Annotated in this window: 17 protein-coding genes and 3 pseudogenes; 10 read left to right on the top strand and 10 right to left on the bottom strand. The window is 73.9% G+C overall.

All coding sequences use genetic code 11. The features are described 5' to 3' along the window. Window positions 1-491: 491 nt before the first annotated feature. The 3 genes from AB0F77_RS04890 to AB0F77_RS04880 all read right to left on the bottom strand — a co-directional run bounded on the left by AB0F77_RS04890 (window position 492) and on the right by AB0F77_RS04880 (window position 3494). Entirely contained in the window at window positions 492-1118 is a 627-nt protein-coding gene (locus AB0F77_RS04890) for a GntR family transcriptional regulator (protein WP_361941516.1), read from the bottom strand. A gap of 151 nt (window positions 1119-1269) precedes the next feature. Continuing rightward, window positions 1270-2859, bottom strand: a complete 1590-nt coding sequence (locus tag AB0F77_RS04885) for a glycerol-3-phosphate dehydrogenase/oxidase (RefSeq protein WP_361941472.1) — start codon at window positions 2857-2859, stop codon at window positions 1270-1272. After that, window positions 2856-3494 carry a TetR/AcrR family transcriptional regulator gene (locus AB0F77_RS04880; RefSeq protein WP_361941469.1) on the bottom strand — a complete coding sequence of 213 codons (639 nt, stop codon included), beginning with the start codon at window positions 3492-3494 and terminating at the stop codon, window positions 2856-2858. The genes AB0F77_RS04885 and AB0F77_RS04880 overlap by 4 nt, the downstream gene beginning before the upstream one ends. 75 nt (window positions 3495-3569) lie before the next feature. On the opposite strand from AB0F77_RS04880, the gene AB0F77_RS04875 reads away from it, so the two are divergent. Next, window positions 3570-5189 (top strand): FAD-binding oxidoreductase, encoded by a 1620-nt coding sequence (locus AB0F77_RS04875; protein WP_361941466.1) that lies wholly within the window; start codon window positions 3570-3572, stop codon window positions 5187-5189. Between the two features lie 71 nt (window positions 5190-5260). Beyond that, window positions 5261-6142, top strand: coding sequence for a YegS/Rv2252/BmrU family lipid kinase (locus AB0F77_RS04870; protein WP_361941463.1), 882 nt, complete (start codon window positions 5261-5263; stop codon window positions 6140-6142). Between the two features lie 55 nt (window positions 6143-6197). Here the strand turns inward: AB0F77_RS04870 and AB0F77_RS04865 are convergent, their stop codons facing one another. Next, window positions 6198-6575 carry a helix-turn-helix domain-containing protein gene (locus tag AB0F77_RS04865; protein ID WP_361941460.1) on the bottom strand — a complete coding sequence of 126 codons (378 nt, stop codon included), beginning with the start codon at window positions 6573-6575 and terminating at the stop codon, window positions 6198-6200. A gap of 120 nt (window positions 6576-6695) precedes the next feature. On the opposite strand from AB0F77_RS04865, the gene AB0F77_RS04860 reads away from it, so the two are divergent. Together AB0F77_RS04860 and AB0F77_RS04855 are read left to right on the top strand one after the other, a co-directional pair. Beyond that, the gene (locus AB0F77_RS04860; protein WP_361941457.1) at window positions 6696-7346 is read left to right on the top strand and encodes an NAD(P)H-dependent oxidoreductase; all 651 of its coding nucleotides are present in this window, start codon (window positions 6696-6698) and stop codon (window positions 7344-7346) included. Window positions 7347-7778: 432 nt separating this feature from the next. Beyond that, window positions 7779-9041, top strand: a pseudogene (locus AB0F77_RS04855) (M1 family metallopeptidase); the annotation flags it as partial. Between the two features lie 57 nt (window positions 9042-9098). Here the strand turns inward: AB0F77_RS04855 and AB0F77_RS04850 are convergent. Both AB0F77_RS04850 and AB0F77_RS04845 read right to left on the bottom strand, forming a co-directional pair. Beyond that, window positions 9099-9704: a flavin reductase family protein gene (locus tag AB0F77_RS04850; protein WP_361941454.1), complete on the bottom strand. Its 606-nt coding sequence runs from the start codon at window positions 9702-9704 to the stop codon at window positions 9099-9101. A gap of 9 nt (window positions 9705-9713) precedes the next feature. Further along, window positions 9714-10910: a PP2C family protein-serine/threonine phosphatase gene (locus tag AB0F77_RS04845; protein WP_361941451.1), complete on the bottom strand. Its 1197-nt coding sequence runs from the start codon at window positions 10908-10910 to the stop codon at window positions 9714-9716. Between the two features lie 563 nt (window positions 10911-11473). Between AB0F77_RS04845 and AB0F77_RS04840 the strand changes: the two genes are divergently transcribed. Then, a complete protein-coding gene (locus AB0F77_RS04840) occupies window positions 11474-13747 on the top strand; it encodes a M4 family metallopeptidase (protein ID WP_361941448.1) in 2274 nt (757 codons plus the stop codon). 286 nt (window positions 13748-14033) lie between these two features. After that, window positions 14034-15095 carry an NAD(+)/NADH kinase gene (locus AB0F77_RS04835; RefSeq protein WP_361941446.1) on the top strand — a complete coding sequence of 354 codons (1062 nt, stop codon included), beginning with the start codon at window positions 14034-14036 and terminating at the stop codon, window positions 15093-15095. Between the two features lie 51 nt (window positions 15096-15146). Here the strand turns inward: AB0F77_RS04835 and AB0F77_RS04830 are convergent, their stop codons facing one another. Next, a complete protein-coding gene (locus tag AB0F77_RS04830; protein ID WP_361941514.1) occupies window positions 15147-16298 on the bottom strand; it encodes a glutathione-independent formaldehyde dehydrogenase in 1152 nt (383 codons plus the stop codon). A 335-nt stretch (window positions 16299-16633) separates the two neighbouring features. On the opposite strand from AB0F77_RS04830, the gene AB0F77_RS04825 reads away from it, so the two are divergent. The 3 genes from AB0F77_RS04825 (at window position 16634) to AB0F77_RS04815 (ending at window position 19207) form a co-directional block, all read left to right on the top strand. After that, complete coding sequence (locus tag AB0F77_RS04825; protein WP_361941444.1) at window positions 16634-17539, top strand: serine hydrolase; 906 nt, start codon at window positions 16634-16636, stop codon at window positions 17537-17539. 81 nt (window positions 17540-17620) lie between these two features. After that, a complete protein-coding gene (locus AB0F77_RS04820; protein WP_361941441.1) occupies window positions 17621-18535 on the top strand; it encodes an AraC family transcriptional regulator in 915 nt (304 codons plus the stop codon). Window positions 18536-18616: 81 nt separating this feature from the next. Then, complete coding sequence (locus AB0F77_RS04815; RefSeq protein ID WP_361941438.1) at window positions 18617-19207, top strand: TetR family transcriptional regulator; 591 nt, start codon at window positions 18617-18619, stop codon at window positions 19205-19207. 12 nt (window positions 19208-19219) lie between these two features. Here AB0F77_RS04815 and AB0F77_RS04810 read toward each other — a convergent pair. Both AB0F77_RS04810 and AB0F77_RS04805 read right to left on the bottom strand, forming a co-directional pair. After that, window positions 19220-19921 (bottom strand): annotated as a pseudogene (locus tag AB0F77_RS04810) (FAD-dependent monooxygenase); the annotation flags it as partial. A 57-nt stretch (window positions 19922-19978) separates the two neighbouring features. Further along, window positions 19979-20027, bottom strand: a pseudogene (locus AB0F77_RS04805) (hypothetical protein); the annotation flags it as partial. Between the two features lie 155 nt (window positions 20028-20182). On the opposite strand from AB0F77_RS04805, the gene AB0F77_RS04800 reads away from it, so the two are divergent. Then, window positions 20183-21025: a chitosanase gene (locus AB0F77_RS04800; protein WP_361941435.1), complete on the top strand. Its 843-nt coding sequence runs from the start codon at window positions 20183-20185 to the stop codon at window positions 21023-21025. Between the two features lie 65 nt (window positions 21026-21090). On the opposite strand, the gene AB0F77_RS04795 is transcribed toward AB0F77_RS04800, so the two are convergent. Then, window positions 21091-22065 (bottom strand): right-handed parallel beta-helix repeat-containing protein, encoded by a 975-nt coding sequence (locus AB0F77_RS04795; protein WP_361941432.1) that lies wholly within the window; start codon window positions 22063-22065, stop codon window positions 21091-21093. Between the last annotated feature and the right edge of the window lie 144 nt (window positions 22066-22209).

Genomic DNA, 22209 nt, shown 5'->3' with positions numbered 1-22209 from the left:
GAGGATCGCCCTCGTACTGGATGTACTTGGGCGTTCCGACAACGCAGCGAGTGTGCGTGCCAGGCGTCGCGGGCCAGGCGGGACTTTCGAAACACACCCTAGGGCCCCGGCAGGCGACGTCCGCCCGTCGAGGAGCGGCGTCCGGTGCGTGCTCTCGGCGTGCCGGGCGTCGCGACGGGGCGAACGTCGTCTGTCGGGGCGCAGGGCCGTTCGCCCGCGCCCGGGGGTCCGACGAAGGCTCCCGCCCGGACCCCGGTGTTCCACCGGCAGTGGCCGTGCGCTGCCGGCGGGGGTGCCCACGCGTCGGTCGTGGCCGGCGGCCGGGCGGGGTGCGGTGGCCAGGTGTTGTGGACCACCCCGCGCGGCGCAGACTCGGGGCCGCCCGCCCGGGACCGGGCGGGCGGCCCCTGGTCCGGCGGGTGGCTCCCGTCGGGCGCGGGCCCTTGGCAGGCGCCCGACGGCGGGCGCCCCGCGGCCGTGGGCAGGCGGTCCTAGCCCGCGAGCAGGATCTTCAGGGTCGAGTCCAGGTGGTCGTCGATCGCCGCGCACGCGGCCGGCGCGTCGGCCGCCGCCAGGGCGTCCAGGATGGCCCGGTGTTCGTCGAGCACCGCCTCCTGGCGTCCGCGCCGGTGGAACAGCGCGACCACGCCCGCGCGGACCTGGCGGCTGCGCAGCCCGTCGTAGTGCCGGTCGAGCAGGGTGTTGCCGACGGCCGAGACCAGCGTGGCGTGGAAGAGGTGGTCCACGTCGATGAACTCCCGGGCCTGCTCGGGCCCGGTGAGCCCGCCCTGCCGGTCGAGCAGCGCCCGCAGCTCGGCCAGCGGCACCCGGTCACGGGTCACCAGCCGCTCGGCGGCGTACCGCTCCACGACGCCGCGCAGCTCCATCAGCTCGGTGATCTCACGGCCGGTGAGCGCGGCCACCCGGGCGCCCCGCTTGGGCACCAGCTCGACCAGGTCCTCGGCGGCGAGCAGCAGCAGCGCCTCGCGGACGGGTGTGCGCGAGACCCCGATGCGGTCCGCGACCTCCTGCTCGGACAGGAACGCGCCCTGCATCTCCGGGTCCGTGAGGACCGTGTCCCTGAGATACGCGTACGCCTTCTCCCGACCGGAGACCACCGCTACCCCCTGAGGTCGCATACACCCTGTATACGGAAGCTACCACGCACCCGCCCGGACCCGTCCCCACCTGCCCGACCGCTCGTCCTCCACCGCGCGGGCAGCCGGGAACCGCTCCCCGCGCGCTCCCGCCCCCCGGCCGCCCGGGATCTCACCCCGGTGTGGCGGTGATCCCCTCCAGTGCCTCCCGCGCCGCCTCCTCGGCCGCGGCCCGGTCCTCCGGTACGAGGCCGATGCGGGTACGGCGGTCGAGGAGGTCGGCCGTGTCGAGGGCGCCCTCGTGCAGCGCGGCCCAGCGCAGTTCGGCACGGGTCACGGGGTGGCCGGGCAGCACGGGGCCGGCCAGGCGCGGGTCGGCGTCGGCGAGCGCCAGGACGGCCGGGGCCTCCGTGCCGTGGCGCCGTACCAGGCGGTCGGGCGCGGGGACACGGCCTAGCCGGGCCGGGGACGCCGCCCCGACGAGCGGCAGGGCCGCGGTGACGGACGGCCCCGCGGGCAGCCGGCGCGCGGCGACCACCGCGTCGACCGCGTCCTCGGCCATCCGCCGGTACGTGGTGAGCTTGCCGCCGACCACGGTGACCACACCGTCGGGCGAGGTCAGCACGGCGTGCCGGCGGGAGACGTCGGAGGTGCGGGCGGGCGCCCCGGAGCCCTCGCCCGCCGTGTCGAGCAGCGGACGCAGCCCGGCGAAGGCGCCCACGACGTCCGCGCGCCGCACCGGCACGTCCAGCGCGCCGCCGAGGACGTCGAGCAGGAACCCGACGTCGGTCTCGGGCACCTCCGGCACGTCGGGGACGTCGCCCTCCACGGGCTCGTCGGTGAGTCCGACGTACACGCGGCCGTCGCCCTGGGGGAGGACCAGCACGAAGCGGTCCGTCTCGCCGGGCACCGGGACGTGCAGGCCCGCGGGCAGGGAGCCGAACAGCCCGGCGCGCAGCACCAGATGCGTGCCGCGCGAGGGACGGATCCGGATGCCGTCGACCAGGCCGCCCGCCCACACCCCGGTGGCGTTGACCACCGCGCGGGCCGCGATCTCGCCCTCCTCGCCGGTGAGTTCGTCGCGGACCCGGGCGCCCCTCCCGGTCAGCTCCAGCACCCGCACCCGGGTGAGGACCCGCGCCCCGTGCGCGGCCGCCGTACGGGCGAGGGCGGTGACCAGCCGGGCGTCGTCGCTCACCCGGCCGTCCCAGGAGAGCAGGCCCCCGCGCAGCCCGTCGGCGCGCACGGCGGGCGCCAGGTGCCGGGCCTCCACCGCCGAGAGCCGGCGCGGCGCGGGCAGGGTGGTCCGCGCCGTGCGCGCGGCCAGCCGCAGTGTGTCACCGGCGCGCAGTCCGGCCCAGGTCAGGGACGCCTGCGCACGCGACACCAGCGGGGTCAGGGGCAGGACGAAGGGCTGGGCGCGCACCAGATGGGGAGCGGTGCGTTCCATCAGCACCCCGCGCTCGACCGCGCTCTCCCGGGCGACGCCCCACTGCCCCGACGCCAGGTAGCGCAGCCCGCCGTGGATCAGCTTGGAGCTCCAGCGGGACGTGCCGAAGGCCAGGTCGTGGGCGTCCACGGCGACCACGCCCAGACCGCGGGCCGCCGCGTCCAGCGCGACGCCGGCCCCGGTCGCGCCGAGCCCCACCACCAGGACGTCCGCCGTGAACCCCCCGACGGCCTCGGTGAGTTCACGCGCGCGGCGCGCGGCGGAGAGCGAGGAGCCCGGGAGGGGCGCGGTCGTGCGGCCGGTGCGGCTCATGGCGTCAGGGTCCTCTCCAGGAGGGTGCGCAGTTCGCCGAGGAACGCCTCGGAGGTCAGGTCGGGCCGGTCCTCTTCGGTCATGGTGCGCAGCGACAGGGTGAAGGACTGGACGACCAACAGCAGGGAACGGGCCTGGAGTTCGACGGGAGCGGGGCGCACCGACCCATCGGCGTGCCCTTCGCGCAGACGTCCGGACAGCAGCTCCAGGAGGGCCTCCTGGCTGGCTCCGCGCCGGTCGAGGACGTAGGGGAGCAGCAGTTCGGGATCGACGTCGACGATCTTGACGAAGAGCGGATGCGCCCGGAACGCGGCCACCCCCGCGACCAGCCCGTCCACGAGCGGTTCGCGCGCCCGTCCCGCCGGGCGGTGCGGAGGCATCGCCGCGGTGGCCACACCGACCCACTCACGGGTCATCAGGTCGCCCACCAGGGAGCGCACATCGGGCCGGCGACGGTAGAGCGTCATCCGTGAGACACCGGCGCGGCGGGCCACGTCCGTCAGGGTGGTGCGCCGTACGCCGACGGCGAGCACGCAGTCGCGCACGGCGTCGAGTACCCGGTCACCGGCGGCGTCCCCGCCCCCGCCCTTGTCGGCCCCGTCCTTGTCCGCATCCTTGTGACGAATAGGCGTCATGTGTCACAGTGTAACGCCCCGGTGGGCGGCCGGGGTGATGGTGCCGGACAACCGACCGACGAGGGACGGCCCTTGATGGACATGCTGTGGAGCGGCTGGGGCGACCCGGCCGAGGCGGCGCCGCTGCCCGACACCGTGACCGGACTGCTGCGCGACCTGCTCGGCGTCACGCCCCGCGACACCGCCCCGCCGGCCCTCGACGCCCTCGACGTGCCCGCCTGCCCGCTCGACGCCGCCGCGCTCGCGGCCCTCGCGGAGGTCGTCGGCGGCCCGGCCCACGTCCGCACCGACGCCGGGAGCCGCGTCCGGCACACCCGCGGCAAGTCCACCCCGGACCTGCTGCGCATCCGCGCAGGCGACCTCACGGACGCACCCGCCGCCGTCGTACTGCCCGCCACCCACGACGAGGTCCTCGCCGTCCTGCGGACCTGCGGCCGGCTCGGCCTCGCCGTCGTGCCGTTCGGCGGCGGCACCTCCGTCGTCGGCGGCCTCGCGCCCGAACTCCGCGGCCCCGGGCGCCGGGACGCCGTCGCCCTCGACCTGCGCCGCATGCCCGGACTGCTCGCCCTCGACCCCGTCTCCCGCACCGCCACCCTCGGCCCCGGCCTGCGCGCCCCGCGCGCCGAGGCGCTGCTCGCCGAACACGGCTTCACGCTCGGCCACTTCCCCCAGTCCTACGAGTGGGCCACCATCGGCGGATTCGCCGCCGCCCGCTCCAGCGGCCAGGCGTCCGCCGGATACGGCCGCTTCGACGACATGGTCCTCGGCCTCACCCTCGCCACCCCGCGCGGCACCCTGGAGACCGGCCGCGCCCCGCGCTCGGCCGCGGGACCCGATCTGCGCCAGCTGGTCCTCGGCTCGGAGGGCGCGTTCGGCGTCATCACCTCCGTCACCGTGAGGATCAGGCCCGTCCCACGGGTCCGGATCCACGAGGGCTGGCACTTCGCCTCGTTCGAGGAGGGCACCGCCGCCCTGCGCCACCTCGCACAGGACGGGCCGCGCCCCACCGTGCTGCGCCTGTCCGACGAGACGGAGACCCTGGTCGGACTCGCCCGGCCCGACGCCATCGGCTCCGCTGACGCGCGGGCGGACGGAGGGTGCCGGGCCATCGTCGGGTACGAGGGCACCGAAGAGGACACCGCCCGGCGCCGTACGGGCGCCGCCGCCGTGCTGCGCGCCGCCGGCGGCACTTGCCTGGGGACCGGACCCGGCGAGAGCTGGGCCCGCGGACGCTTCTCGGCCCCCTATCTGCGCGACGCCCTGCTCGACGCCGGGGCCTTCGCCGAGACCCTGGAGACCGCCGCCTTCTGGTCCCGGCTCCCCGGCCTCCACCGGGCCGTCCGCACGGCACTCACCGACACCCTCACCCGGGCGGGCACCCCGCCCCTGGTGATGTGCCACGTCTCCCACGTGTACGAGAACGGCGCCTCCCTGTACTTCACGGTCGTCGGCGCCCAGGGCGAGGACCCGGTGGCCCACTGGACGCCCGCCAAGCACGCCGCCAACGAGGCGGTCCTCGCGGCGGGCGGCACGATCAGCCACCACCACGGGGTGGGCACGGACCACCGCGACTGGTACGTCAGGGAGGCGGGCGCGCTGGGCGTCGAGGCGCTGCGGGCGGTCAAGGACCGCCTCGACCCGGACGGCATCCTCAACCCGGGCGTCCTGCTGCCCGCCGACCGACCCGCCGTCTGACCCTCCGGCCCGCCACCCGGCCCGGTATCCCGCCCGACCCGCACCACCCGTCACCGTCCGGAGGCCCACCGATGCGCCAGTTCACCGCCGTCGTCAACCCCACCGCGGGCGGCTCCGACGGGGCGTCGGCGCTGCTGCACGTCGGACGGCTGCTGCGGGAGGCCGGGGCGGAACTGGAGACCGAGTACAGCCGCAGCCTCGCCCACGCCCAGGACATCGCCCGCGCGGCGGGGGAGCGGGGCCGGGTGGTCCTCGCCGTCGGCGGCGACGGCATGGCCGGCGGGATCGGCGGCGCCCTCAGCGGCACCGGCACGGTCCTCGGGCTGGTCCCGGCCGGGCGCGGCAACGACTTCGCGCGGGCGCTCGGACTGCCCCGCGACCCGGCCGCGCTGGCCCGGATCCTGCTGCGCCACGAGCCCCGGCGCGTCGACACCGTCGAGGTGGAGTCGGCGGTCCACCCGCGCACGGTGGTGCTGGGCAGCGTGTACGCGGGCGTGGACGCGCTCGCCAACCGGTACGCCAACCACGCCCGGCTGCTGCACGGCGCCGCGTCCTACTACGCGGGCGGGCTGCGCGCGGTGGCCGGCTGGCGCCCGGCCACCTACCGGGTGACCGTCGACGGACGCGCGCACGAGCACAGCGGCTTCACCGTCGTGGCCGCCAACTCCCCCTACTACGGCTCCGGCCGGGCCATCGCCCCGGACGCCCGCGTGGACGACGGACTGCTCGACGTCGTGCTCATCGGCAGGACACCGCGCCGCGTGTTCTTCGCCCTGATGCACGAACTGCGCACCGGAGCCCACGTCCACCGCCCCGAGGTACGGGTGCTGCGCGGGCGTGAGATACACGTCGAGTCCGACCGTCCGGTGCCCTACGGCGCCGACGGCGAGGTCGAGGCGACCCTGCCCGTCACCGCCCGGGTGCGCCCCGCCGACCTCGCGGTGCTGTGCTGAACAGGGCGTAGGACACGGGGGCTTCGGCGGTGTCCCCGGTGGTGGCCGCGGGCGGTCAGCAGTCGGGGGTGCCTCCGCTGCACGGGTCGGCGCTCTCCGGCAGGTGCTCCTGCGCCCATGCGCCGAGTTCCTTGAGCGCCGGCTCCAGCGCGGCGCCCGTCTCGGTCAGCCGGTAGGAGACCCGCAGCGGCGGTCCTTCGTCGACCTCGCGGACCACGAGCCCGGCCGCGCCCAGTTCGGCGAGCCGGTCCGAGAGCATGCGCTCGCTGATGCCCGGCACCGCGCGGCGCAGATCGGCGAAGTGCGTCGGCTGTTCCAGGAGCACGGCCACGATCAGGCCGCTCCACCGCTTCCCGAGCAGCTGGAAGACGCGGGTGATGCCGCCGTCGACCTGCTTGCACGCCGACACGTCGTGGGTCTGCTCCGCCGCCATGGGCTCATGGTACTACCCCGCCGTATGGGGATGAAAAAAAGTAAGTCCATGTGTTAGATATAGCCGAGTACCAAATCTCAGTCCGGGGTTCGCCCCCCGGCACGTCCCCTGGAGACACCCATGGCCACCCTGCTGCACATCGACTCGTCCGTGTTCCCGAGCGAGGCGTCCGCGTCCCGCGCCGTGGCGGACGCCTTCCGCAAGACCTGGGAGGAGCAGCACCCGGAGGGCACGGTCATCCACCGCGACCTGTCCGCGAACCCCGTGCCCCACCTGACCGCCGACGCCCACACCGCCGGTCTCTCGGACCCGGCCGGCCACACCCCGGCCCAGGCCGCCGCGTTCGCCGCGCGCCTGCCCCTCATCGAGGAGCTGGAGCAGGCCGACGTCGTGCTCATCGGCGCCCCGATGTACAACTTCTCGATCCCCTCGACCCTCAAGGCGTGGCTGGACAACGTGCTCCTCATGGGCCGCACCGCGGGGGAGACGTCCTCGATCAAGGGCACCCCGGTCGTCGTCGTGGCGAGCCGCGGCGGCTCCTACGCGCCGGGCACCCCGCGCGAGGACTTCGAGTACGTGCAGAACTACCTGAAGGCGGTCCTCGCCGACACCCTCGCCCTGGACCTGGAGTTCATCGTCCCCGAGCTGACGATGGCCCCGCACGTCCCGGCCATGGCCGAGCTGGTGCCGCTGTTCGAGTCCTCCCGCGACCGCGCCCTGGCGGACGCGACCGCCCGGGCCAAGGCCCTCGCCGAGCGCGTCGCCGCGTAGGACGGACCCCTCCGGGAGGGCGCCGTGACACGTCCCCGCTCCGCGGGGCGTCGCACGGCGCCCTTTCGGTCGCTCGGGGCGACTTTCCGCAACTCCATGGCATGCTCCGGTCAAATCTGCGAGGCTTTCGCCAGCCGTGCCCTGATCACCGGGGCCCGGCGGACCCGTCACCTCGGTGAACGGACAACCGAACGCGTGACCCGCGGCCGCCCCCCGGCGCACCCAAGCCGGCCGTGCGGCCACCGAGCAGGCCGGAATCCGGCCGCCGCAAAGGAGTTTCGTGTGAGAACCACCCCCCACAAGGCCCTCGTCGGCACTCTCGTCGCCGCCGCGCTGGCCCTCTTCGCCCTCCCCGCCGGCCCGGCCGTCGCGGCGCCCGCCGCCACCGCGACCGACGCGCCGGCCGCCGCCCGGACCGCCGCCGCCCCCAGCGCCGACACCGTCCGCACCCCGGCGGCCCCCGCGTACACCGTCAGCCTGAGCAGCAACACCGCCGGCACGGTGTGGACCGGCCACGAGAGCGCCACCTTCACCAACGCCTCCCCGACCCCGCTCGGCGAGGTCTACCTGCGGCTGTGGGACAACTACCACGGCAGCTGCTCCGCCCCGCCGATCACGGTGACCAACGTCACCGGCGGCACCGCGGGCGCCCTCTCCGTGGCCTGCACCGCCCTGCGGATCGACCTGCCGTCGCCGCTGGCCCAGGGACAGAGCGCCACGATCGGCTTCGACCTGGGCATCACCGTGCCCAGCGGCGCCGACCGCTTCGGCCACGACGGCGCGTTCAGCTTCATCGGCAACGCCCTGCCCGTGCTGGCCGTCAAGGACGCCGCGGGCTGGCACCTGGACCCGTACACCAACAACGGCGAGGCCTTCTACTCACTGGCCGCCGACTTCAAGGTGACCCTCGACCACCCCAGCACCCTGCTGGTCCCGGCCACCGGCACCTCCGTCGACACCCCCGGCACCGGCGGCCGTACCGTCACCACCGCGACCGCCGCCCGCGTCCGCGACTTCGCCTGGGCCGCCGGCCCCTTCAGTAAAATCTCCGGCACCTCGGCCACCGGAGTCCCGGTCAACGTCTACTCCGTGTCGAACATCAGCTCCGCCAGCGCGCAGTCGATGCTCAGCACCGCCAGGTCCGCCGTGGACGCCCACTCCGCGCGCTTCGGCGCCTACCCGTACGGCGAGCTGGACGCGGTCATCGACAACAACTTCTGGTTCGGCGGCATGGAGTACCCGGGCTTCGTGCTCGACCTGGTCAGCACCACCGCCCTCACCCACGAGATCGCCCACCAGTGGTGGTACGGCATCGTCGGCGACGACGAGTACAACTCCCCCTGGCTCGACGAGTCGTTCACCGACTACGCCACCGACCTCGCGCAGAACAAGACCGGCACGGGCTGCTGGAACAGCGTCTCCTGGGCGTCGTCCGCCGAGAAGATCACCAACTCGATGGCCTACTGGGACACCCACTCCTCCCGGTACTCCACCGTGGTCTACGGCTACGGCAAGTGCGCCCTGCACGACCTGCGCCGCGTCCTCGGCGACACCGCCATGGCCAAGCTCCTGAAGGACTACGCCGCCGCGCACTGGTACGGGGTCTCGACCACCGCCGAGTTCAAGGCCGCCGCGCAGGCCGCCACGAGCACGGACCTCACCTCGTTCTGGACCCAGCACCGCATCGACGGCTGACCCCGGCGAAGGCCGCCGCGGTGGCGTCCGTGCGCCACCGCGGCACACCCGACCGGGTCAGCCGCGCGGCCGGTCCCGGTACGCGATCCTGCCGATCTCCCGGACCTCACCGGTCGTGCCCCACTCGTTCCCGCCGAGCCGGGACAGCGGACGCAGCCGGTGGATGTCCGGACGTCCGTCCACCAGCACCTCCTCGGCGACGACCGCGTGCACGACCCGCCCGAACACCACCGTCGAGTCGCCAAGACCCAGCGTCGAGTGCAGCGTGCACTCCAGCGCCACGGGGGAGGCGGCCACCCGGGGCGGCTCCACCCGCAGCGACGGCTCCCGCCCGACACCGACCGCGTCGAACTCGCCCTCCTCGCGCGGGAAGTCGGTCGCGGTCGCGTTGATCTGCTCGAACAGTGGCTCCGGGGCGAAGTTCACGACGAACTCGCGCGTCTCCTCGACGTTGCGCAGCGAGTCCTTGCGGCCCACGGACGTGAACTGGACGATCGGCGGATCGGTCGAGGCGACCGTGAAGAAGGAGTGCGGGGCCAGATTGGCCGTGCCGTCCGCGGCGAGGGTCGAGACCCAGGCGATGGGCCGGGGCACGATCACGGAGGTCAGCAGACGGTAGAAGGCGCCAGGACCGAGGGCGTCCGGCGAGTGGTCGACACGCATGCCCCCACGCTATGCCGCGGGCTCCGGCGGCGTACCCACCGCCCCCCGGTGCGGCAGCAGCCGGACGGTCAGCGCGGCCATGTCGTCGTGCAGCTGGTCGTGGCTGAACTCCAGCAGATCGCGGTGGAGCCGGTCCAGTAGCTCCCGCGGCGGCAGCGGGCCCCAGGCGCGCACCCGCTCGATCAGCGGGTAGAACGCGCCGTCCGGATCACGGGTCTCCGTGATGCCGTCCGTGTAGAGCAGCAACTGGTCGCCGGGCCGGAACGGATAGGCGTCCACGTGGTACGGCTCCCGCATCAGCATCCCCAGGTTCAGCGGCGGCGCCGGCCGCCCCCGGTCCAGCTCCTCCACCGCGCCGGGCCGCACCAGCAGCGGCGGCGGATGGCCGCAGTTGACGACCCGCACCACCTGCCCGTCGGCCACGATCTCCGCGAAGACGGCGGTCGCGAACCGCTCGGCCGCCTCCCCGCCGGCCATCTCCTCGGCCCGCCGCGACACGCTGACCTCCACCCGGCCCGCGAGCGACGGCAGATCGGGCTCGTCGTACGCGGCCTCCCGGAACGCCCCGAGCAGCGTGCCCGCGGTCTCCACGGCGCGCAGCCCCTTGCCGCGCACGTCGCCGATGAGCAGCCGCACCCCGTGCGCCGTGGGCACGGCCTCGAAGAGGTCGCCGCCGATCCTCGCCTCCGCGTCCGCCGACACGTAGAAGCTCTCCAGCCGCAGGTCCCCGATCCGGTACGGCACCGGGCGCAGCAGGACGCGCTGCGCGATGTCCGCCACGAAGCGCACGTCCGCGAGCATGCGCTCCCGCCGGATGCGGTGGGCGGCCAGGATCGTGCCGAGGGTGCCCACCAGGGCGGTGCACAGATAGGCCGCCACGTAGTGCCGCTCCCACAGATGGCCCACCGACCGTCCGGCGCAGCACGGGGTGCCGGCGAGGACCCCCTCGAACACGAGGGCGAAGACCGTCACCCCGGCGACCACGACGGGCCCGTGCGCGAAGGCCGCCACCAGCGGCAGCGCGATCAGCACGAAGCTCAGCGGCCACTGCACGGGCGTGACGGGTTCGAGGACGAGCAGACCGGCGACGTACAGGACCGGGAGCCAGCGCATCCACGCCGGGGTGGCGGGCGGCCGGGTGTGCGGTCCGTCGCCGTCCTGTGCCTCCCGCGGTGCCCGACGGTCCGACCGACCCAGCCTGAACACACCGAACTCCCCGCACCCGACCCGATCCCGGACAAGACGTCCAGCCTGTCGCCGCGGCCCGCCCCACCCCGGCATTGCTCCGGTCGGCGGCATGTCCGGCCCCGGCGCCCCAGCCAGGTCCGCGCCACCACCACGACGGCCAGGAACGCCCCGCTGACGACCACGCGCGGCGAGGTGCGTGCGCCGGCCTGCCGGGGCGGCGACGGCGCGGTCCACACGCGCCGACATGTCGCGCGCGACTCCGGCGGGCCCCGCCCGGCGGCCCCGACCTTCGTGTCGGGCACGTTACGCAGGCCGAAATGCGGTGCCCTTGGCCTCTCAACTCCCTTGTGGAAGCGCCAATTTGAGACGTTGCTTTGGTGTAGTCATGACAATCCTGGGTGAGGGATGTCACTCTGCTGTGCGCACGTTCACTTCGCATTCACGGGCACCACACCTCACCCCCACCACCCATGCGGTGCCCCGTACCACCCGTACCCGCACGCGTCGCCGGACGGCCGACCCCGGCCGTTCCGCTCTCCCGGACTCCACCCCGAGTCCGAACCCCACAGAAGGAGAACGCCTTGTTGCGGCAGGACCGTCGCCACCCCCACCGCCCCAGATACACCGCGGCCCTCGTACTCACCGCCGTGGGCACCCTGTTCGCCGCCGGAGTCCAGGCGGGACCCGCCTCCGCCGCCCCCGAGGGCCGCGGCTCCGCGAAGATCCTGGCCACCCCCCGCGCCGCCGCGGCCCCCGCCCCGCTCTCGGCGGCCCGGCACAAGGCGCTGGTCGAGGAGGCCACCGCGGCCGTCAAGGACACCGCGCGGAGCCTGCGCCTCGGCGCCGAGGAGAAGCTCGTCGTCAAGGACGTCGCCCAGGACGCCGACGGCACCACCCACACCCGCTACGAGCGGACCTACGCAGGTCTGCCCGTCCTCGGCGGCGACCTCGTCGTCCACGACAAGGGCGGCAGCTTCACCGTCACCAAGGCGGCCCGGGCCGGCATCACCCCCGCCACCACCACGCCCAAGGTCTCCGCGGCCACCGTGAAGTCCAAGGCGCTCTCCGTCGCCGAGAAGGCGAACGCGGAGAAGCCGAAGCTCACCGGCGCGCCCCGGCTCGTCGTCTGGGCCGCGGGCGCCGAGCCCGTCCTCGCCTGGGAGTCGGTCGTCGGCGGGTTCCAGGACGACGGCACCCCGAGCGAACTCCACGTCGTCAGCGACGCCGCCTCCGGCAAGCAGCTCTTCCAGTTCCAGGGCGTCCGCACCGGCACCGGGACCGGCCAGTTCAACGGCACGGTGTCGCTGGGCACCACCCGCTCCGGCTCGACGTACCAGCTCGTGGACGGCGACCGCGCCGGGCACCGCACCTACGACCTGAACCAGGGCACCTCGGGCACCGGGACCCTGTTCACGGACGCCGACGACGTGTGGGGCGACGGCACCCAGGCCAACCGGCAGACCGCGGGCGTGGACGTCGCCTACGGCGCCGCGGCCACCTGGGACTACTACAAGGACGTCTTCGGCCGCAACGGCATCCGCAACGACGGCGTCGCCGCCTACAGCCGCGCCCACTACGGCAACAACTACGTCAACGCCTTCTGGCAGGACGCCTGCTTCTGCATGACGTACGGCGACGGCTCGGGCAACGCCAACCCGCTGACCGCCCTCGACGTGGCCGCCCACGAGATGAGCCACGGCGTCACCGCCGCCACCGCCGGCCTGATCTACTCCGGTGAGTCCGGCGGCCTCAACGAGGCCACCTCGGACATCTTCGCCGCCGCGGTCGAGTTCCACTCCGACCTCCCCGCCGACGTCCCGGACTACATGGTCGGCGAGAAGATCGACATCAACGGCGACGGCACCCCGCTGCGCTACATGGACGAGCCCTCCAAGGACGGCGCCTCCCGCGACTACTGGAGCTCGACGCTCGGCAGCATCGACGTCCACTTCTCCTCGGGCCCGGCGAACCACTTCTTCTACCTGCTGTCCGAGGGCAGCGGCGCGAAGACCGTCAACGGGGTGGCGTACGACAGCCCCACCTCCGACGGGCAGCCGGTCACCGGCATCGGCATCGGCAACGCCCAGCGCATCTGGTACCGCGCGCTGAGCACGTACATGACGTCGAACACCAACTACGCGGGCGCCCGCACCGCGACCCTCCAGGCCGCCGCCGACCTGTTCGGCGCCTACAGCCCCACCTACCTCCAGGTGGCCGCCGCGTGGGCCGCGATCAACGTCGGCGACCGGATCGCCCTCGGTGTCAACATCGCCCCCGTCGCCGACCAGACCAGCGGTGTGGGCCAGGCGGTCTCCCTCCAGACGAGCGCCTTCACCACCAACTCGGGCGCGGCCCTGACCTACGCGGCCACCGGCCTGCCCGCCGGCCTGACGCTCAGCGACTCCGGCCTGATCTCCGGCACGCCCACCACGCTCGGGGACAACGACGTCACGCTGACGATCACCGACGCGACCGGCGCGTCCGCCTCCGTGAACTTCACCTGGCGGATCGCCAACATCTACGCAAGCAGCACCCGCGTCGACATCCCGGACGCCGGCGCGGCCGTGGAGTCCCCGATCACCGTCACCGGCCGCTCGGGCAACGCCTCCGCGACCACCCGGGTCTACGTCAAGATCGTGCACACCTTCCGCGGTGACCTGACCGTGGATCTGGTCGGCCCCAACGGCACCGTGTACTCGCTGCTCAACCGCAGTGGCGGCGCCGCCGACGACGTCGACCAGACCTTCACGGTCGATGCGTCGGCGCAGCCCGTCAACGGTACGTGGAAGCTGCGCGTGCAGGACCGGGCCTCGATCGACGTCGGCTACATCCAGCAGTGGCAGCTGACGCCGTGACCTGCTGAGTGCTCCTGCTTCGCTGAAGCGCCGCGGTTCGTTGTTCGTCGATCGTCGGCTGCGGCGTGCGTTGTGGCTGGTCGCGCCCACGCGACGGAGTCGCACATCGATACAGCCCCGCGCCCCTTCGGGCGCTGCACTTAGGGGTGCTACCGAACCACCGCCCCGGGGACCTGTCCCCGGGGCGGTGGGGTTTTCGGGGGGCACGGTGGGCGGCGGCGTGGAACGCTTCGGGGTGAGGGGTGGGGTCGCCCCGCCCGGTCCGCGACGGCGCTTGGAGGCCGGCATGACGGTGAAACGGATCGGCATGGTCGTGCACGGTGGACGGCCCGAGGCCGAGAAGGCCGCGGCGGCCGTGCGCGAGTGGTGCGCCGAGAACGACGTCCACTGCGCCGACATCGACGTGTGGCGCGAGGGCAGCCGGCACAGCGCCCGTGAGGAGGTCGAGTCCGCGGGCGACCCGGACCTCATCGTCACGCTCGGCGGCGACGGCACCTTCCTGCGCGGCGCCCGGCTGGCCGCGGAGCACGACGCCCTCGTCCTCGGCGTCGACCTCGGCCGCGTCGGCTTCCTCACCGAGGTCCCCGCACCGGCCGTGCGCACCGCCCTGGACGCCGTGCGCGACGAGCGGCTCACCGTGGAGAGCCGGATGCTGCTCACCCTGCGCGCCTCCTGCCGGCTGCGGGTACCCACCGGCGCCGAGTCGCTGCTGCGCTTCGGCCGCGGACCGCTGCTGCCGCCGCCCCGGGTGCGCGTCGAGTGCGAGACCGGCGACGACTGGGGCGTCGCCCTGAACGTGACCGCGCTCAACGACGTCGTCCTGGAGAAGCTGTCCCGCGACCGTCAGGTCTCCGTGGGTGTCTACCTCGCCGGCCGGCTCCTGGCCTCGTACTCCGCCGACGCGCTGCTGGTGGCCACCCCGACCGGCTCCACCGCGTACAGCTTCGCCGCCGGCGGGCCCGTCGTCTCGCCCCGCGCGGACGCCCTGATCTTCACGCCCGTCGCCCCGCACATGGCGTTCAACCGGTCCGTCGTCGCCGCCCCCGACGAACCCATCGCCCTGCGCGTCCTCGAACGCTCGGGGCAGGCCGCCGTCAGCATCGACGGCCAGGTGCGCGGCGTGCTCGACCCGGGCGACTGGATCGGCGTGTACGCGGCACCCCGCAGGCTGCGGGCCGTACGGCTCGGCCCGATGGACTTCTACGGCCGGCTGCGCGACCGCATGAACCTCACCGACGCCCCGGCCGCCCTCGCCGACGGCGACGCGGCCCCGCTGTGGCCGGTGAGTACCCCGCCGCCCGGGGACCTCGCGCACCTCGCGCTGCCGCCGGTCCCCGAGGACGTGTGACGCCGCGGGACCGGCTCCGGCCCCGCGGCGTCCCTGCCCCGCCGCTGCCTCCTACGCGGCCAGGGCGTGGCCCGGATGCAGGACCACCTTGGTGTAGCCCTCGATGCGCTGGTCGAACTTCTCGTACGCCGACGGGGCCTCGTCCAGCGGGAGTTCGTGGGAGACCACGAAGCTGGGCTTGGCCCGCTCGGCGATGATCATGTCGCGCAACTGGCGGTTGTACTGCTTGACGTTGGTCTGACCAGTCCCCATCTGCTGGCCCTTCTCGAACATCCGGCCGATGGAGACGAGGAGTTGACCGTGCTTGGCGTTCTCGTCGGGTCCGCCCGGGTCGGACGGCACGTACAGGCCCGGCACGCCCAGCCTGCCGGTGGCCCGCACCGTCTCGACGAGCGTGTTGAGGACCACGGCCGGCTCCTCGTGGCTGGCGTCGTGCGCCTGCGCCTGGTAGCCGACGGCGTCCACGCCCTTGTCGGTGCCCTCGCCGCGCGTCTGCTCCTTGATCTGCTCCGCCGGGTCGCCCCGGGTGAAGTCGATGGGGATGGCGCCGATCTCCTCCGCCTTGGCGAGCCGCTCGGGCACCCGGTCGACCGAGAACACCTTCGAGGCGCCGCGCAGCAGCGCCGAGTAGGCGGCCATCAGACCCACCGGGCCCGCGCCGAAGACGGCCACGCTCTCGCCGGGGGAGACCTGGGCGAGTTCACAGCCGTGGTAGCCGGTCGGGAAGATGTCCGCCAGCAGCACGAAGTCGGTCTCGAACTGCTCGCCCGGCGGCAGCTTGAGGCAGTTGAAGTCGGCGAACGGCACCCGCAGCAACTCCGCCTGGCCGCCCTTGTAGGGGCCCATCGCCACGTAACCGTAGGCGCCGCCCGCGAAGCCCGGGTTGACGGTCAGACAGAAGCCGGTCTTCCCGGCCAGACAGTTCTTGCAGAACCCGCACGCGACGTTGAACGGCATGACGACCCGGTCGCCCTCGGACAAGGTGGCGACCCCGTCCCCGACCCGCTCGACGATGCCGAGGTTCTCGTGCCCGAAGACGATGCCCGCCTCCGCCGCCGTGCGGCCCTCGTACATGTGCAGGTCGGACCCGCAGATCGCGGTCGACGTGACCCGTACCAGCACATCGTTCGGATGCTGGATCTGCGGATCGTCGACGTCGCGCACGGACACGCTGAACGGCTTCTCGTAGACGACGGCCTTCACCTGGATCACCTCCGCGTCGAACGCCGCACGGCGACGAGCACGGACCTCTGACAGGGCGGGCACACGTCGCGACGCGACCCGTCGGCCCGTGTCGTAGCCCAGGCGCTCCTGCTCCACCACTGGTCACTTCCAGGGAACTCTCCCGGAGCGGGAGTTGCAACCCACGTGACGGACACCGATGCACTGTGGTTCTCCCCACAATCCCTGCCGAACAGGGACTTTCGTGGCGGCCGTCACGTCACGGTACAGGCCTTTTGGCCTACGTTCGCACGTGCTCATCCCGGGACCCCACGACCCCGTGACCCTGTGCACCCGCGAACCGACGAGGCCGCCCCATGCCCCACCGCCGTCTTCCCCCGTCACGTCCCCGGACCTCCCCGGCCGGGCGTGCCGCGGCCCGCGCGAGCGTGCTCGCCGCCGCGGCCGCGCTGGCCGTCTCCACCGGCGGGCTCGCCCGCGCGAGCACCGCCCCCGGCGCCCCCTCGTCGGGCGGCGCGATGTCCGGCGGCGCGTCGTCCGGCGTCACGGCCGACTTCCTCACCCGGGCCGCGCCGCACGGCGCGCAGCGCGTCACGGCGGCGGTGCTCGACCTCGACGCGACACACCCCCGCACCACCGTGTACGGCGACGACCTGCCGTACGACACCGCCAGCATCGTCAAGGTCGACATCCTCGCCGCCGCCCTGCTCCGGGCGCAGGACGCCGGGCACGGCCTCACCGCCGGGCAGCGGCAGCAGGCCGAGGTCATGATCGAGCGCAGCGACAACGCGGCGGCGGGCGGACTGTGGCGCGAGATCGGGCTCGCGCCCGGCCTGGCGGCGGCCAACGAGCGGCTGGGGCTCGGCGCGACCCGGGGCGGCCCCGGCGGCAAGTGGGGCCTGACCCGGACCACGGCGAGCGACCAGGTCCGGCTCCTGCGCGCGGTCTTCGCCCCGGACCCCGCCGCACCCGGCGCGCTGGACGCGGCGTCGCGGGCCTACGTCCGCACCCTGATGTCCCGTGTCGACGGTGCGCAAAGCTGGGGTGTCCCGGCCGCCGGCGGCTCCGGGGCGGCCCTGAAGAACGGCTGGCTGCAGCGGAACACCACCGGTCTGTGGGACGTCAACAGCGTCGGACGGATCACGGTCGGCGGGCACCGCTGCCTGGTGGCGGTCCTCTCCGACGGCAGCCCGACGATGGCGGACGGCGTCGCCCTGGTGGAACGCGCGGCCCGCGCGGCCGTCGCCGAGCCACGGACCTGACACCGGCACGATACGGGACCGTACGTGCACGATCCTCCCGCCGGCGGGAACGACAGCCCCTTTCCGTGGTCCAATGCGGACATGCCTCACGACCTCCTCGACGAGCTGCGCACGCTGCTGAACCGGCATGTGCGGCCCGACTGGACCACCCCCCTCGACGGGGTGCTGATCTCCCGCGTGGACCGGTCCGACCCGCCCGAGCCGTCGATGTCCGGCACCGTGCTCGCGGTGATCGCCCAGGGCACCAAACGCCTCGCGCACGGCGACCGGGTCCACGAGTACCGCGCCGGGCAGTACCTCGTCGCGTCGGTCGACCTGCCGGTCACCGGGCACTTCGTCGGCGCGAGCCCCGAAGAGCCCGCCCTGGGGTTCGGGCTCACCCTCGAACCGTCCGCGGTGGCCGAGGTGCTGCTGCACGCCGGCCCCGGGGACCTGCCGCACGCCGGCGGCGGGGCGCTGCCCGGCATCGTCGTCAGCGACGCGCCCGCGGCCCTGCTCGACGCCGTGCTCCGGCTGCTGCGCCTGCTCGACGAACCCCGCGACCGCGCGGTGCTCGTCCCGCTGGTCAAGCGCGAGATCCTGTGGCGGCTGATCACCGGAGAACAGGGTGGCACCGTGCGCCAGCTCGGGCTCGCCGACAGCAACCTGAGCCATGTCGCCCGCGCGGTGCGCTGGATCCGGGAGCACTACGCGCAGGCGTTCAAGGTGGAGGACGTGGCGCAGCTGTCCGGGATGAGCGTGTCCGCGTTCTACCGCAACTTCCAGGCGGTGACCGCGATGAGCCCCATCCAGTTCCAGAAGCAGATCCGCCTCCAGGAGGCGCGGCTGCTGCTGACCACCCACCCGAACGACGTCACGGGCGTCGGCCACCGGGTCGGGTACGACAGCGCCTCGCAGTTCAGCCGCGAGTACCGCCGCCAGTTCGGTGCCCCGCCCAGCGAGGACGCGGCCCGGCTGCGCGACTCGGTGCGCACGGCGGCGGTGGCCCTGCCGTAGCGCGCGCTCCGTCCCCGCCGGACCGCGGGGTCGTGCTCCCGCCCGGCCGGGGCGGGCCGCCGACCTCGTAACCTGGTCCCCATGAGTCAGGACACACCTTCCCCGGCCCCGGTCCGCCGCCGGGACGCCGCGGCGACCCGGGCGGCCATCCTGCGCGCGGCCCGCACGGTCTTCACGGAGCACGGGTACGACGGCGCCGGCGTGCGCGAGATCGCCCGTGCCGCGGAGGTGGACACCCGGCTCATCAGCCGGTACTTCGGCTCCAAGGAGGGGCTGTTCGCCGAGGTCGTGGACATCGCCTTCGAGAAGTCGATGATGATGACGCCGGACAACAACGCCCACGCCGCGCGGGCCCTGCTGACCGGCATGGACCGGCACGCGGCCGACGGCATGCTGCTCACCCTGCGCTCCGCCGCCAACCCGCGCGCGGCGGCCATCATGCGCGACAGCATCGAGCGCAACTACCAGCGCAGGCTCGCCGACGCGCTGCCCGGCACCGACACCACCGGCCGCTCCGCGCTGCTCATCGCCATCTGCGCCGGTGTGCTCCTCAACCGCATGCTGCTCGGCCACACCGCGCTCAACGGCCCCGACACCGAGCGTCTGATCCCCTTGCTGCACACGGCCCTGGACGCCGTGGCCGACGCCCCCCGGCCGGAGGACACCGCCTGAGCCGCCCGCTCCTCACCCGAGCGGTGCGTCCGCCGGGGCCGACAGGGCCTCGCGGTAGCCGGCCAGTGCCGGTGCGGTGGCGGCGAGGGGGAAGCGGGCGCCGAGGCAGCCGTCGGGACGCACCAGGAATCCCGTCGGTCCGTCGGGGCGGTAGAGCCGGGCGAACTCCCCGGCCGCGTCCCGGTATCCGGGCACCCGCAGTCCGTCGCGCGCGCCGAGCGAGGTCTTCCGGGCGAGGATCACGACGGTCCGCACGCCGGTGCCCGCCGCCGGAGTCCCGGCCGGCCCGTCCAGCTCGGCCGGGTCGGTCGCGTACACCAGCAGCACGTGTCCCGGGCGTCCGCGCAGCACGTCGAGCAGGCGCAGCGGGTACGCGGCGACGGGCGTCGTCAGCCCCGAGCAGTCCGGCGCCCGCTCGCCGGGCCGCGGTCCGCCGGCCGGACCGTACGGGTCGGCCGCGAGCGGTCCGTCCCGGTGGCCGACGAGCAGCTGCGCCTCGCGCAGCAGCACGGTGAGCGGATCGTCGGGATCGGAGTCGATGCCCTGCGTGGCGTGCCGCACGGTCCGGCCGACGACCTCCTCGCCGACCGGCCGGCGCTCCGCGTTGTACGTGCCGAGCAGGGGCGGACCGGCCTCGTGGCGCAGCACCGCGGCCAGTTTCCAGGCCAGGTTGCAGGCGTCCTGGATGCCGGTGTTCATGCCCTGGGCGCCGGTCGACGAGCCGGCAGCGCACGTCGTGCCCGCGCAGCACGGCGGCGGCGCTGAGGCCGACCGGGCCCGCGCCCGCGACGAGGACGTCGGTGGTTCGGGTCCGCTCCACGAGTGACACCCCTTGCCTGGCGGCGCGTTCAGCGGATCCTACGAACTTCCCGCAGGCCGTGTTCCGGTGGCCGCCCGAAGCTGATAGGAAACTTTCCTAACGGTTCAGGTCCGGACCAGCTCTCCAACCCCCACCTCTCATTGGAGTGTCCCGACGTGTCTCCCCACCCCACGCACGACCGCTCCGTCCCCACCCTCGCCTCCCGCCGCGGCGTCCTCGCCCTCCTCGGCGGCGTGGCCTCCGCCGCCCTGCTCGGCGCCGGGCGGGCTGCCGCCGCCCCGGCGGCCGGGCCCGGCCTCGACGACCCGGCGAAGAAGGAGATCGCCATGAAGCTGGTGTCGAGCGCGGAGAACTCCTCGCTCGACTGGAAGGCGCAGTACAAGTACATCGAGGACATCGGCGATGGCCGCGGCTACACCGCCGGCATCATCGGCTTCTGCTCCGGCACCGGCGACATGCTCGACCTCGTCCAGCTCTACGCCGACCGCAAGCCCGGCAACGTCCTCGCCAAGTACCTGCCGGCGCTGCGCCGGGTCGACGGCACCGATTCGCACGACGGGCTCGACCCGAACTTCCCGGCGGACTGGCGCAAGGCGGCCCAGGACAGCGCGTTCCAGCAGGCACAGAACGACGAGCGCGACCGGGTCTACTTCAACCCCGCCGTCCAGCAGGGCAAGGCCGACGGGCTGCGCGCGCTGGGCCAGTTCGCCTACTACGACGCCATCGTCATGCACGGCGGCGGCAGCGACCCCACCGGCTTCGTCAGCATCCGCCAGCGCGCCCTGCGCTCGGCCAAGCCGCCGGCGCAGGGCGGCAACGAGACGACGTACCTCAACGCCTTCCTCGACGCGCGGGTGTGGGCCATGAAGCAGGAGGAGGCGCACAGCGACACCAGCCGGGTCGACACCGCGCAGCGGGTGTTCCTGCGCAATGGCAACCTCGACCTGAACCCGCCGCTCGACTGGCAGGTCTACGGCGACAGTTACCACATCGGCTGACCCCGCCGCGGTGGCCCGCCCCCCCTTGATCCGGGGGGCGGGCCCTGGGCGCGGGCGGGCCGGTCCTACGGAGTGACCGTGATGTTCGTCAGGCCCCGGCCGCCGGTGACCGTGTTGCTCGCGTGGACCGTGGTCGGGCAGTCGGCGCCCAGGTTGGTGACGTCCACGGCCAGCCGGGTCGCGCCGCTCGCGCCGGTGAGCGTGGACCTGTTGTCCCGGAAGACGGTCCCACAGCCCCAGCCGGGCTGCTGGGTGTGGGTCTGGTAGCCGTCGTTGGTGGTGCGCGTGCCGGTGTTGTCCGCCACCAGGACGTCGTTGCCCTTCACGTCCACCCAGGAGTCGTCGAAGTTGGCGCCGGTCAGCCCGCCGCCGTCGAAGGTGTTGCCGACGATCCGCGCGCCGGTGGTGCCCTCCTTGATGTCGACGTTCTCGCCGCCGACGCCCGGCCCGATCGTGTTGTCCAGGATCTGGATGTTGTCGCTCCGGTCCGAGAGCGTGTTGGCGGTTCCGACGTAGACGCCCTCGCCCATGCCCCGGCCGTCGTGGCCCGTGTCGCGGATCGTGGAGTTCCGGATGACGCCGTCCGTGCTGGAGTTGCGGAAGTGGACGCCCTCCATGTCCAGATCGTGGACGGTCACCCGCTCGATCACGACCCCCTTGGCCGCGTCGACCATGATGCCCTTCTGACCCCCGGTCACGGTCAGCCCGCTGACCGTCCAGTACGACGCCCCGTTCAGATGGAGGCCGTAGCCGCCGCCCGCCGTGAGCACCGCGCGGGAGGAGCCGGTGAGGGTGATGCGGGCCCCGGACGAAGCCGCCCGCGTGGCCTTGAAGTTGCCGGTGTAGGTGCCGTCGGCGAGATGGATCGTGTCGCCCGGCGCGGCCGCGGTCAGGGCCGACTTGAGCTGGGCGGACGTGGCCACCTCGATCGTCGCGGCGCGGCCGGCGGCCGGTGCCGCGACGGCCGGGAGCGCCAGGGGGCCGGTGACGCCGACCACGGTGAGCAGGGAGGTCAGCAACGTGCGGGAGCGCGTGCGCATGGGGGGTGCCCTCCTGTGTCTCGGGGTGCTGGACGGGTGTGCGATACGGACGTACGACGTTCGTATCCATGGACGATGTCTGTTGACATGAACATTGGAGTATGGTCGAAGGTAGGGGAGGGCAAAGGGCGCGTCAAGATTTTC

Origin of the sequence: Streptomyces sp. NPDC026672, assembly GCF_040638185.1 — a bacterium.
Lineage (GTDB): Bacteria > Actinomycetota > Actinomycetes > Streptomycetales > Streptomycetaceae > Streptomyces.
The sequence above is the reverse complement of the archived record's forward strand: the minus strand, read 5'-3'. Positions and strand labels throughout refer to the sequence as shown.

Bases quoted from the DNA above. Each gene is read 5' to 3' on its own strand.
- AB0F77_RS04885 (WP_361941472.1), bottom strand. From the start codon at position 2,859: ATGAGCCGCACCGGCCGCACGACCGCGCCCCTCCCGGGCTCCTCGCTC.
- AB0F77_RS04880 (WP_361941469.1), bottom strand. From the start codon at position 3,494: ATGACGCCTATTCGTCACAAGGATGCGGACAAGGACGGGGCCGACAAG.
- AB0F77_RS04875 (WP_361941466.1), top strand. From the start codon at position 3,570: ATGGACATGCTGTGGAGCGGCTGGGGCGACCCGGCCGAGGCGGCGCCG.
- AB0F77_RS04870 (WP_361941463.1), top strand. From the start codon at position 5,261: ATGCGCCAGTTCACCGCCGTCGTCAACCCCACCGCGGGCGGCTCCGAC.
- AB0F77_RS04865 (WP_361941460.1), bottom strand. From the start codon at position 6,575: ATGGCGGCGGAGCAGACCCACGACGTGTCGGCGTGCAAGCAGGTCGAC.
- AB0F77_RS04860 (WP_361941457.1), top strand. From the start codon at position 6,696: ATGGCCACCCTGCTGCACATCGACTCGTCCGTGTTCCCGAGCGAGGCG.
- AB0F77_RS04850 (WP_361941454.1), bottom strand. From the start codon at position 9,704: ATGCGTGTCGACCACTCGCCGGACGCCCTCGGTCCTGGCGCCTTCTAC.
- AB0F77_RS04835 (WP_361941446.1), top strand. From the start codon at position 14,034: ATGACGGTGAAACGGATCGGCATGGTCGTGCACGGTGGACGGCCCGAG.
- AB0F77_RS04825 (WP_361941444.1), top strand. From the start codon at position 16,634: ATGCCCCACCGCCGTCTTCCCCCGTCACGTCCCCGGACCTCCCCGGCC.
- AB0F77_RS04820 (WP_361941441.1), top strand. From the start codon at position 17,621: ATGCCTCACGACCTCCTCGACGAGCTGCGCACGCTGCTGAACCGGCAT.
- AB0F77_RS04815 (WP_361941438.1), top strand. From the start codon at position 18,617: ATGAGTCAGGACACACCTTCCCCGGCCCCGGTCCGCCGCCGGGACGCC.
- AB0F77_RS04795 (WP_361941432.1), bottom strand. From the start codon at position 22,065: ATGCGCACGCGCTCCCGCACGTTGCTGACCTCCCTGCTCACCGTGGTC.